5 protein-coding genes and 2 pseudogenes are annotated in these 11,772 nt (G+C 38.2%); 5 read left to right on the top strand and 2 right to left on the bottom strand.

Features of this window, described 5'->3' with window-relative positions; all coding sequences use genetic code 11:
• The 4 genes from OVN21_RS00980 to pheT all read left to right on the top strand — a co-directional run bounded on the left by OVN21_RS00980 (position 1) and on the right by pheT (position 7,304).
• Entirely contained in the window at positions 1-1,839 is a 1,839-nt protein-coding gene (locus OVN21_RS00980) for a beta-glucoside-specific PTS transporter subunit IIABC (RefSeq protein WP_267246907.1), read from the top strand.
• Between the two features lie 12 nt (positions 1,840-1,851).
• Entirely contained in the window at positions 1,852-3,267 is a 1,416-nt protein-coding gene (locus OVN21_RS00985; RefSeq protein WP_267246908.1) for a glycoside hydrolase family 1 protein, read from the top strand.
• A gap of 455 nt (positions 3,268-3,722) precedes the next feature.
• Positions 3,723-4,769 (top strand): phenylalanine--tRNA ligase subunit alpha, encoded by a 1,047-nt coding sequence (gene pheS, locus OVN21_RS00990; protein WP_267247284.1) that lies wholly within the window; start codon positions 3,723-3,725, stop codon positions 4,767-4,769.
• Positions 4,770-4,898: 129 nt separating this feature from the next.
• Complete coding sequence (gene pheT / locus OVN21_RS00995; RefSeq protein WP_267246909.1) at positions 4,899-7,304, top strand: phenylalanine--tRNA ligase subunit beta; 2,406 nt, start codon at positions 4,899-4,901, stop codon at positions 7,302-7,304.
• A gap of 66 nt (positions 7,305-7,370) precedes the next feature.
• Here pheT and OVN21_RS01000 read toward each other — a convergent pair.
• Positions 7,371-8,373: pseudogene (locus tag OVN21_RS01000) on the bottom strand (endonuclease/exonuclease/phosphatase family protein).
• A 485-nt stretch (positions 8,374-8,858) separates the two neighbouring features.
• Positions 8,859-9,447, bottom strand: a pseudogene (locus OVN21_RS01005) (transposase).
• Positions 9,448-9,658: 211 nt separating this feature from the next.
• On the opposite strand from OVN21_RS01005, the gene OVN21_RS01010 reads away from it, so the two are divergent.
• Positions 9,659-11,638 carry a peptide ABC transporter substrate-binding protein gene (locus tag OVN21_RS01010; protein ID WP_267246910.1) on the top strand — a complete coding sequence of 660 codons (1,980 nt, stop codon included), beginning with the start codon at positions 9,659-9,661 and terminating at the stop codon, positions 11,636-11,638.
• Positions 11,639-11,772: the final 134 nt, after the last annotated feature.

Genomic DNA, 11,772 nt, shown 5'->3' on the forward strand with positions numbered 1-11,772 from the left:
ATGAGTTATAAAGATACGGTACAAAAAATCCTCGATGTAATTGGAGGTGAAAAAAATGTCAATAGAGTTACCCATTGTGTAACACGTTTAAGATTAGAATTAAAAGATGAAAATGTAGTCAATGATGATGATGTGAAGAAGATACCAGGTGTAATAGGTATTATGAAAAAGAATGGGCAATATCAAATGATACTTGGTAATGATGTAGCCAATTATTATAAAGAATTCGTTAAACTTGGCAATTTTGAATCAGATTCAGTTGTTCAAGGGCACAAAGGGAATATTTTAGAGAGAATCATTGAGTATATCGCTGGTTCCATGACTCCAATCATTCCAGCGATGTTAGGGGGAGGTATGTTGAAAGTTTTGGTAATCATTTTACCAATGCTTGGTATATTGCAATCAGATTCTCAGACTATTGCTTTTTTGACATTTTTTGGGGATGCTCCATATTATTTCTTACCGCTGTTATTAGCTTATTCTGCATCACAAAAATTAAAAGTAACATCTACATTAGCTATGTCTGTAGCAGGTGTACTACTTCATCCAAATTTTGTTCAAATGGTGCAGTCAGGGAATCCTCTTAGTTTATTTGGTGCACCTGTGACACCAGCTAGTTATGGTTCGTCAGTTATTCCAATTCTTATCATGGTTTGGTTGATGAAATATATTGAAAAAAGGATTGCTAAATTAACACCAGCTGTTACTAAAAGTTTTTTGCAGCCTACGCTGGTATCATTAGTATCAAGCTTTATTGCCTTAGTTGTAGTCGGACCTATTGGAGTAATTGTTGGTGAAGGATTATCAAATCTAGTTGGGCAAATGTATGGTGTAGCTGGATGGCTTACATTAGCTATTCTTGGTGCTATTATGCCATTTATTGTTATGACTGGAATGCATTGGGCTTTTGCACCTATTTTTTTGGCGACATCTATTGCTACTCCAGACGTATTAATTCTTCCAGCAATGTTAGGGTCAAACTTAGCTCAAGGGGCTGCTTCGATGGCTGTTGCGTTAAAGAGTAAAAATAATCATACAAAACAAATTGCTTTTGCAGCAGGCTTCTCAGCCTTACTTGCAGGGATTACCGAACCTGCATTATATGGTGTGACTTTAAAATATAAAAAACCGCTTTATGCAGCTATGATTGGTGGTGGATTAGCGGGATTATTTGCAGGTCTTACTAGTGTTAAAGCGTATCTATTTGCTGTCCCATCTTTGATAGCGTTGCCTCAATTTATTTATTCTGATGTACCATCAAATAGTGTAAATGCTTTAATTGTGGCGGTCATTTCGGTTGTTATTACCTTTGTATTAGCTTATATATTTGGAATCGATGAAGAAGAGAGTTCTAGCAATTTAGAAGTTGAAGCTGGAGTTTCAAATAAAAAAATGATATTTTCTCCTATATCAGGAGAAATCATTCCGCTAAGCGATGTCCAGGATAAAACATTTTCAGATAAACTAATTGGAGACGGAGTAGCGATTATCCCAAGTGAAGGTAAGGTTTATGCACCATTTGATGGGAAAATTACAAATATTTTTCCGACTAAGCACGCAATTGGATTGAAGAGTGATGAGGGGGTTGAGTTACTAATTCATATTGGATTAGATACTGTTGAGCTAAAAGGTCAAGGTTTTATTAGTCATGTAGAAGAAGGAGACAGAGTTTTCAAAAATCAGTTGATTTTTGAAATGGACTTGAATTTAATTAAGGCTGAAGGCTACGAAACAGTTACACCAGTGATTGTAACGAATACCAATGATTTTCTAGATGTATTAGTATTACCTAATAATCAGACAATCGAGCATTCTAAGGAATTACTGGTAATATTATAATGGAGGAAAGTTATGACCATTTTTCCAGATGATTTTCTTTGGGGTGGAGCTGTTGCAGCTAATCAAGTAGAGGGAGCATATAATGAAGATGGTAAGGGCTTATCAGTTCAGGATGTGTTACCCAAAGGTGGATTAGGAGAAGCAACAGAAAATCCTACAGAAGATAACTTAAAATTGATAGGTATTGATTTTTATCATAAATATAAGGAAGATATATCCTTGTTTTCTGAAATGGGCTTTAATGTTTTTCGTACTTCTATTGCATGGAGTAGAATTTTTCCAAAAGGAGATGAGGAAGAACCTAACGAAGCTGGTTTGAAATATTATGATGAATTGTTTGATGAACTACATGCTCACGGGATAGAACCACTTGTAACTCTTTCACACTATGAGACTCCATTATATTTAGCAAGAAACTATCATGGATGGATTGATAGGAGAATGATTCATTTTTATGAAAAATTTGCTCGAACAGTTTTAGAAAGGTATAAAGATAAAGTTAAATATTGGCTTACATTTAACGAAGTGAATTCTGTTTTGGAATTACCATTTACTAGTGGAGGAATAGATATACCTAAGGAGAATCTTTCGAAACAAGAATTATATCAAGCTATACATCATGAATTAGTCGCCTCGAGTTTGGTTACAAAAATTGCTCGTGAGATTCATTCAGAGTTTAAGGTGGGATGTATGGTATTGGCTATGCCAGCTTATCCAATGACTCCAGATCCAAAAGATGTATGGGCGACTCATGAGTATGAGAATCTAAATTATCTATTTTCAGATGTGCATGTTAGAGGTTATTATCCGAATTATGCAAAAAGATATTTTAAGGAAAATGACATTAACATAGAGTTTGCAGCTGGAGATGCAGAGTTATTAAAAAATTATACTGTAGATTTTTTATCGTTTAGCTATTACATGAGTGTGACTCAATCTGCTCTTCCAACACAGTATAATTCAGGAGAAGGGAATATTATTGGTGGTTTAATAAATCCTTATTTAGAGTCTTCTGAGTGGGGATGGCAAATTGATCCAATTGGACTACGTATAATTTTAAATAGATATTATGACCGTTATCAAATTCCATTATTTATAGTAGAAAATGGCTTAGGTGCTAAAGATCAACTAATAAAAGATGAACTTAATAACTTAACTGTCCAAGATGATTATAGAATTCAGTATATGAAAGAACATTTATTGCAAGTAGCTGAAGCTCTACAAGATGGTGTGGAAATTATGGGCTATACGTCTTGGGGATGTATTGACTGTGTTTCTATGTCCACTGCACAACTTTCTAAAAGGTACGGTCTCATTTATGTTGATCGAAACGATGATGGAAGTGGTACATTAAATCGATATAAGAAAATGTCTTTTACTTGGTATAAAGAAGTGATTGAATCAAATGGAGAATCCTTATTCAAATAGTTTTTTATTGATGACTAGCTATTATCACGGTTAAGGCAACATCTCATTAAATATGAAATAAAGAAGTTTGGAAGACATCAAATTCTAAACCTCTTTATTTTATAGGGGGATTAATTAATTTAATTTTGTTACAGAAATTATAAATAGTTGATTTAGATAAGAATAAGCTAACAAGCAGAAGTGAGATAGGTCTTGCAAGAATGGTAAAAATCTGATAAACTAAGTAGTAATTGAATAGGAATCTGCAAGACTAGTAACTCAAGGGAAGTATATCAGGGAGGAGAGCCGTGACTGCAAGCTCTCTATATGAAAGCTGAGTGAATTCACTTGCGCATGGATTTAGAAATGAAGGTCTGACTTGTCAGATGAAACGGATGGTACCGCGTGTCAACGCTCCGAGTGGAGTTTTTGACATGTGGTTTTCTTTTTATCTACGAGCGACTGATGGAGGAATTATGTCAACTATTGAAGAACAATTAAAAGCGCTTCGCGAAGAAACGCTGGCAAGCTTGAAGCAGATTTCTGCTGAAAATGAAAAAGAGATGCAAGATTTGCGTGTCTCTGTCCTTGGTAAAAAGGGTTCGCTCACTGAAATCCTCAAAGGGATGAAAGATGTCTCTGCTGAGATGCGTCCAATCATCGGGAAACACGTCAATGAAGCTCGTGATGTCTTGACAACAGCCTTTGAAGAAACAGCTAAGCTCTTGGAAGAAAAGAAAATCGCTGCTCAACTTGCTAGCGAGAGCATCGATGTGACACTTCCAGGTCGTCCAGTTGCGACTGGTCACCGCCACGTCCTCACACAAACAAGTGAAGAAATCGAAGATATCTTCATCGGTATGGGGTATCAAGTTGTGGATGGTTTTGAAGTAGAGCAAGACTACTATAACTTTGAACGTATGAACCTTCCCAAAGACCATCCAGCCCGTGATATGCAGGACACTTTCTATATCACAGAAGAAATCTTGCTACGTACTCATACATCTCCTGTGCAGGCGCGTGCTATGGATGCCCATGATTTCTCTAAAGGTCCTTTGAAAATGATCTCACCAGGGCGTGTCTTCCGTCGTGATACAGACGATGCGACCCACAGTCACCAGTTCCACCAAATTGAAGGCTTGGTTGTTGGGAAAAATATCTCTATGGCTGATCTTCAAGGAACCCTTCAGTTAATCGTCCAAAAAATGTTTGGCGAAGAGCGTCAAATTCGTTTGCGTCCATCTTATTTCCCATTCACAGAGCCATCTGTTGAGGTGGATGTTTCTTGCTTCAAGTGTGGTGGAGAAGGCTGTAACGTATGTAAGAAAACAGGTTGGATCGAAATTATGGGTGCCGGTATGGTTCACCCACGTGTCCTTGAAATGAGTGGTATCGATGCGACTGTTTACTCTGGATTTGCCTTTGGTCTTGGTCAAGAGCGTGTAGCTATGCTCCGTTATGGAATCAACGATATTCGTGGCTTCTACCAAGGAGATGTCCGCTTCTCAGAACAGTTTAAATAAGATTGAAACCTGAAACACAGTCCTATACAGTTCTAGTCATTTTCTCTTGATGAGAATGATGAGGACTGACTCGAAGAAAAAGAAAGGAATTGAAAAGGTCTTACTTGGTGAGATCTTACAATCAGAATTATGCTTGTATCTTATAAATGGTTAAAAGAATTGGTGGACATTGATGTTCCATCACAAGAGTTGGCTGAAAAAATGTCAACTACAGGGATCGAGGTCGAAGGTGTCGAATCACCAGCAGCCGGTCTCTCAAAAATTGTCGTCGGTGAGGTCTTGTCTTGCGAAGATGTGCCAGAAACTCACCTCCATGTTTGTCAGGTTAACGTTGGCGAAGAAGAAGCCCGTCAAATCGTCTGTGGGGCACCAAATGTGCGTGCTGGGATCAAGGTCATGGTGGCTCTTCCAGGAGCTCGTATCGCTGACAACTACAAAATCAAAAAAGGTAAAATCCGTGGCTTGGAGTCACTTGGGATGATCTGTTCACTTGGTGAATTGGGGATTTCTGACTCAGTTGTACCAAAGGAATTCGCAGATGGCATCCAAATCTTGCCAGAAAATGCCGTTCCTGGGGATGAAGTCTTCTCTTACCTAGACTTGGATGATGAAATTATCGAACTTTCAATTACCCCTAACCGTGCGGATGCCCTTTCTATGCGTGGAGTGGCTCACGAAGTGGCAGCTATCTATGATAAGGCGGTCAACTTTAAAGAATTTACTCTTTCAGAAACTGACCAAGCTGCAGCAGATGCTCTTTCTGTGAGCATTGAGACAGACAAGGCGCCTTACTATGCAGCTCGTATCTTGGACAATGTGACTATCGCACCAAGTCCACAATGGTTGCAAAATATCCTCATGAACGAAGGCATCCGTCCCATCAATAACGTTGTAGACGTGACAAACTACATCCTTCTCTACTTTGGTCAACCAATGCACGCCTTTGATTTGAATACCTTTGAAGGGAATGACATCCGTGTGCGTGAAGCGCGTGCTGGTGAAAAATTGGTGACCTTGGATGGTGAAGAACGTGACTTGGAAACAAATGACTTAGTTATCACTGTCGCAGACAAGCCAGTAGCCCTTGCAGGTGTTATGGGTGGACAAGCAACAGAAATCTCTGAAAAATCTAGCCGTGTCGTCCTTGAAGCTGCAGTATTCAACGGAAAATCAATCCGTAAGATCAGCGGACGCCTTAACCTTCGTTCGGAGTCATCTTCTCGTTTTGAAAAAGGGATTAATGTGGCAACAGTCAATGAAGCCCTTGATGCGGCGGCTAGCATGATTGCAGAGCTTGCAGGTGCGACTGTGCGTAAAGGTATCGTTTCAGCAGGTGAACTTGATACCTCTGATGTGGAAGTTTCTTCAACTCTTGCAGATGTCAACCGTGTCCTTGGTACAGAACTTTCATACGCTGATGTCGAAGATGTCTTCCGTCGTCTTGGCTTTGGTCTTTCTGGAAATGCAGACAGCTTTACCGTTAGCGTTCCACGTCGTCGTTGGGATATCGCCATCGAAGCGGACCTCTTTGAAGAAATCGCTCGTATCTATGGTTATGACCACTTGCCAACTAGTCTACCAAAAGACGATGGTACAGCAGGTGAATTGACAGCCACACAAAAACTCCGCCGTCAAGTTCGTACTATTGCTGAAGGAGCAGGTTTGACAGAAATCATCACCTACGCTTTGACAACTCCTGAAAAAGCAGTAGAGTTTACGGCTCAACCAAGTAACCTTACTGAACTCATGTGGCCAATGACAGTGGACCGTTCTGTCCTCCGTCAAAATATGATTTCTGGTATCCTTGATACGGTAGCTTATAACGTAGCTCGTAAGAATAAAAACTTGGCCCTTTACGAGATTGGGAAGGTTTTTGAACAAACTGGCAATACAAAAGAAGAACTTCCAAATGAGATCAACAGCTTTGCCTTTGCCTTGACAGGCTTGGTTGCTGAAAAAGACTTCCAAACAGCAGCAGTTCCAGTTGATTTCTTCTATGCTAAGGGAATCCTAGAAGCCCTATTTACTCGCTTGGGATTAGAAGTGACCTATACAGCAACAGCTGAAATTGCTAGCCTCCATCCAGGACGTACAGCCGTGATTTCACTCGGTGACCAAGTTCTTGGTTTCCTTGGCCAAGTGCATCCAGTCACTGCCAAGGCTTACGATATTCCAGAAACATATGTAGCGGAGCTTAATCTTTCAGCCGTCGAAGCAGCGCTTCAACCTTCTACTCCATTTGTGGAAATCACGAAATTTCCAGCAGTTAGCCGTGACGTTGCCCTTCTCCTCAAGGCAGAAGTGACTCATCAAGAAGTTGTAGATGCTATCCAAGCTGCAGGCGTAAAACGTTTGACAGATATCAAACTCTTTGACGTCTTCTCAGGCGAAAAATTGGGAGTTGGTATGAAGTCAATGGCCTATAGCTTGACCTTCCAAAATCCAGAAGATAGCTTAACAGACGAAGAAGTCGCACGCTATATGGAAAAAATCCAAGCATCACTCGAAAAAAAAGTGAATGCAGAAGTACGTTAAACGATAGTAAGATATAAATTCCCCTCTAGTTTATGAACACTAGAGGGGTAATTTTATATAAAATAATTAAAATGTGATTTCTGTAAAAATACATCTATGATCAGAGTTTTGAAAACTTACAATGTCTAAATCTTTAACATAGTATTGGTTTTTAGGCAATAAAATATGATCTATCGTTGCATTAAAAAGTTTTGGAATTTGACTACTCCAAGTTCCTCTTTCAAAAGGTGGAAGTACATTTAATGCGTCCCTATGAGAGTTTATTTTTGCAAGTGCTCCATGACGCATAGTTGCATTAAAATCACCTGCAATAATAGCCTTTGGATATTTCGAAGCCAGTTGATTATGAATGATATTTAAATCTTGTTCCCAGACTTCCATTAAACCCGGCAGAGGAGGAGCAGTATGCAAAGCAATGATATCTGGTAAATTTTGTTTTCTCGAATGTAATACAATTGTCCCGAATCGTGTTGTATGAAAAGTTTCAGCTTTTGTATAGAAACCATAACTTTTCTTGACAATCACAGTAACAGGAGCTATTCCACTGTCAGTAGGTGGAGAAGTGAAAATATCATAGTTGCTTATAGAAAGTCCGACTTGTTGAAACAATAGTTGGATTTGCTGATTTCCTTGCTCTTCTCTAATGTTGGTAGCTAGTTCAGGGAATATAGCGATATCGGCATTGAAATTGCTAAAAATTCGCTCAATATGTTGTGCTTCTATTTGATTAGCGACGTTCCAAGTTACTAATTTTAAGGTTTTAGTCTTATTTGATGCGGAAGAAAGGATTTTATCTGTTCCAAATAATAGTAATATGAACGATAGTAAGAGCAAGATGCCAGAATAAAAACATATTTGTTTATTTTTCTTGTAAAAAGATAGGGAAAAAAAATACGAAACTTAAAATAGAAGCTATAGTTGCAGTAGTTAAGGGGAATGCATAAACCTGTGCCAAGATAGGCCTGGTAGATAGCCAAATATTAAGATTAGAAGATGGGAAAAAAGAATAAGCTATGATAAGGATGGAAAAGAGAATGACAGAAAGGGTAGAGAGAAATGTTTTAATCATTGTATGCGTACCTCGATTTGCAATGGTCGTTCTGAGCTAATTTAACTTTGTTACCTTACTTGGTTGCTATTCTTTGTCTTCTCTATAGATTAAGTACAAGCCAAGTAAAAAAGTCCAGTTTAAGATTGAAATGATTAACAAATTTCGAGATAAAATGTAAGGTTCGTACAATTCTCCTTCAGGTAAAAAAATAGATTGATAGGATAGACATATAATTGCGAGTAGAAATGATAGTAATATGCAGAGTTTTCCTATTACATTAGAGTTCATTTTGTTTGTCCTTTCTTTAGAACTTTTATAGATGGTTTCCATGTCCAGATTGGGCTACCAAATAACAAAACTAGAGAATGAAAGATTTTCATGATGGACCCCTCCTTGCTTTTTTATTTATAGATAGTATACAATAAAAACAAGAGTTTTCACATATGACAAGTTTTTTGCGCCTGAAATTTTGTAGAGAAGTAGATGAGATGGGATTACTATAGTCAATTGAAACAAGAACGGGACAAAAGAGCCTCGAAAAAAGTATTGCAACTTGGTAATACCTTTTTGAGGTGCTTTTTGATATGAGCCCATGTTTTCTCAATAGGATTGTACTCAGGTGAGTAGGGAGGAAGAGGTAAAAGTTTATGCCCAAACTCTTCACACAAGACTTCTAGCTTCCCCATTTTATGGAATCTTGCATTATCCATAATAATAACCGATGGTGTATTTAATGTTGGTAAGAGAAACTTCTGAAACCAAGCTTCAAAAAAGTCGCTCGTCATCGTCTCTTCGTAAATCATTGGAGCGATTAACTCACCATTTGTTAGCCCTGCAACCAAAGAAATCCTCTGATATCTTCTTCCAGATACTTTACCTCTTATTATCTGACCTTTTAATGAGCGACCATATTCTCGATAAAAATAAGTATCGAATTACTTGATGGTTTAGCTCTCCTGTTTTCTCTTTTAGCTTTAATCAGCCATAAATGGTATTACGTGAGATTTGGAAAACGTGTGATGCTTCTGTTATACTACCTGTTCGCTCACAATAGGCGAGAACTTTTTTACGAAAATCTATTGAATATGCCATAAGAAGATGATACCACATTGTGTACTATTTTTGGTTCATTTTACTATAGTATAAAAAATTCCTTAACTATGTGATGTAGTTGAGGGATTTTTGATAATATTCATATTTTTGCAAATCTGTTGTTTAAAAAATAATTTTCTAAAATTCAGAAAATTCTATTGACAGAACTTGAAAAAGGGTCTATAATGAATAAAAAACAAAGGAGAATGCTATGAAAACAAGAAAAGTATTGGCTCTTGTGGGAGTAACTTTATTAGCAGCTGGTGTTTTAGCTGCTTGTTCTGGTGGTTCTGGTGCTAAAGGTGAGCAGACTTTTGCATTTACTTACGAGACAGACCCAGATAATCTCAACTACTTAACAACTGGTAAGGCAGCAACTGCTGACATTACTAGTAATGTGATTGATGGATTGCTTGAAAATGATAAATACGGGAACCTTATTCCCTCAATGGCAGAGGACTGGTCAGTTTCTAAGGATGGATTGACCTACACTTATAAGATTCGTCAGGATGCCAAGTGGTACACATCTGAGGGCGAAGAGTATGCTCCTGTTAAGGCTCAGGACTTTGTGACAGGTCTTAAATATGCAACAGATAAGAAAGCAGAAGCCCTTTACTTGGTACAAGATTCAATCAAAGGTCTGGATGCTTATGCTAAAGGGGAAATTAAAGATTTCTCTCAAGTTGGGATTAAAGCCCTTGACGATCAAACGGTCCAATACACTTTGAACAAACCTGAAAGCTTTTGGAATTCAAAAACAACCATGGGTGTGCTTGCGCCAGTTAATGAAGAGTTTTTGAACTCAAAAGGGGATGATTTTGCTAAAGCAACAGATCCAAGCAGTATCTTGTATAATGGTCCTTATTTGTTGAAATCTATTGTGACCAAATCCTCTGTTGAATTTGCAAAAAATCCGAACTACTGGGATAAGGATAATGTTCATATTGACAACGTTAAATTGTCATTCTGGGATGGTCAAGACACTAGTAAACCTGCAGAAAACTTTAAAGATGGTAGTCTTTCAGCAGCTCGTCTCTATCCAACAAGTGCAAGTTTCGCAGAGCTTGAGAAGAGTATGAAAGACAATATTGTCTATACTCAACAAGACTCGACTACGTATCTAGTAGGAACAAATATTGACCGTCAGTCCTATAAATATACTTCTAAGACTAGCGACGAACAAAAGACATCTACTAAAAAGGCTCTCTTGAACAAAGATTTCCGTCAGGCTATTGCCTTTGGATTTGACCGTACAGCCTATGCCTCTCAGTTGAATGGAGAAACTGGAGCAAGCAAAATCTTGCGTAATCTCTTTGTGCCACCAACATTTGTTCAAGCAGATGGGAAAAACTTTGGCGATATGGTCAAAGAGAAATTAGTAATCTATGGGGATGAGTGGAAGGATGTTAATCTAGCCGATTCACAAGATGGTCTCTACAATCCAGAAAAAGCCAAGACCGAATTTGCTAAAGCTAAATCAGCTTTACAGGCAGAAGGCGTGACATTCCCAATTCACCTAGATATGCCAGTTGACCAGACAGCAACTACAAAAGTTCAACGTGTCCAATCTATGAAACAATCCTTGGAAGCAACTTTAGGAACTGATAATGTCGTAATTGATATTCAACAACTACAAAAAGATGAAGTCTTGAATATTACCTACTTTGCTGAAACAGCAGCTGGCGAAGACTGGGATATTTCAGATAATGTCGGTTGGGGGCCTGACTTTGCCGATCCATCAACCTACCTTGATATTATCAAACCATCTGTAGGAGAAAGTACTAAAACATATTTAGGATTTGACTCAGGGGAAGATAATGTAGCTGCGAAAAAAGTAGGTCTATATGACTACGAAAAATTGGTTACTGAGGCTGGTGATGAGGCTACAGATGTTGCTAAACGCTATGATAAATACGCTGCAGCCCAAGCTTGGTTGACAGATAGTGCTTTGATTATTCCAACTACATCTCGTACAGGGCGTCCAATCTTGTCTAAGATGGTACCATTTACAATACCATTTGCATTGTCAGGAAATAAAGGTACAAGTGAACCAGTCTTGTATAAATACTTGGAACTTCAAGACAAGGCAGTTACTGCAGATGAATACCAAAAAGCTCAAGAAAAATGGATGAAAGAAAAAGCAGAATCCAATAAAAAAGCGCAAGAAGAACTTGCCAAACATGTCAAATAAAGGTAAAGAAGTTGGTTTGTAGCCGACTCTTTTATACTCTTCGAAAATCTCTTCAAACCAGCCTTGCCGTATATATGTGACTGACTTCGTCAGTCTTATCTACAACCTCAAAACAGTGTTTTGAACAACCTGCG

The sequence above is a fragment of the Streptococcus sp. Marseille-Q5986 genome (assembly GCF_946902915.1).
GTDB lineage: Bacteria > Bacillota > Bacilli > Lactobacillales > Streptococcaceae > Streptococcus.

Excerpts from the sequence above, each read along its gene's own strand:
- OVN21_RS01010 (WP_267246910.1), top strand. The coding sequence starts at position 9,659 with ATGAAAACAAGAAAAGTATTGGCTCTTGTGGGAGTAACTTTATTAGCA.
- OVN21_RS00985 (WP_267246908.1), top strand. The coding sequence starts at position 1,852 with ATGACCATTTTTCCAGATGATTTTCTTTGGGGTGGAGCTGTTGCAGCT.
- pheS (WP_267247284.1), top strand. The coding sequence starts at position 3,723 with ATGTCAACTATTGAAGAACAATTAAAAGCGCTTCGCGAAGAAACGCTG.
- OVN21_RS00980 (WP_267246907.1), top strand. The coding sequence starts at position 1 with ATGAGTTATAAAGATACGGTACAAAAAATCCTCGATGTAATTGGAGGT.
- pheT (WP_267246909.1), top strand. The coding sequence starts at position 4,899 with ATGCTTGTATCTTATAAATGGTTAAAAGAATTGGTGGACATTGATGTT.